1 protein-coding gene is annotated in these 242 nt (G+C 38.0%); it reads left to right on the top strand.

All coding sequences use genetic code 11. From position 1 onward, the window contains the following. Positions 1–242, top strand: a 242-nt coding sequence (locus M901_RS01340) for a 3'-5' exonuclease (RefSeq protein WP_034719443.1), incomplete at both ends; no start/stop codon positions are given.

The following is a 242-nucleotide window of genomic DNA, read 5'->3' as shown; positions in this document are numbered from 1 at the left end:
TTTTTCAATTATGTCTTTGGATATTGAAACTAGCTTAGGAAATGATCTCTATTCAATTGGTATTCATCAAAGAGGTGATGGCAATGAATATAAGAAAGTCTATATGGTCGGAGAGCTAGAAGACCAAGAAGATGTGGAATTCTTTAGAACTGAAAAAGAGCTCTTGGTGAAATTTCTGAGGGACTTTCCAAGTTATGATCCCGATCTCTTTGTCGGGTGGCACGTCGTTGGATTTGACCTCA

Source organism: Bacteriovorax sp. DB6_IX (assembly GCF_000447775.1).
Taxonomy (GTDB): Bacteria; Bdellovibrionota; Bacteriovoracia; order Bacteriovoracales; family Bacteriovoracaceae; genus Halobacteriovorax_A.
The sequence above is the reverse complement of the archived record's forward strand: the minus strand, read 5'-3'. Positions and strand labels throughout refer to the sequence as shown.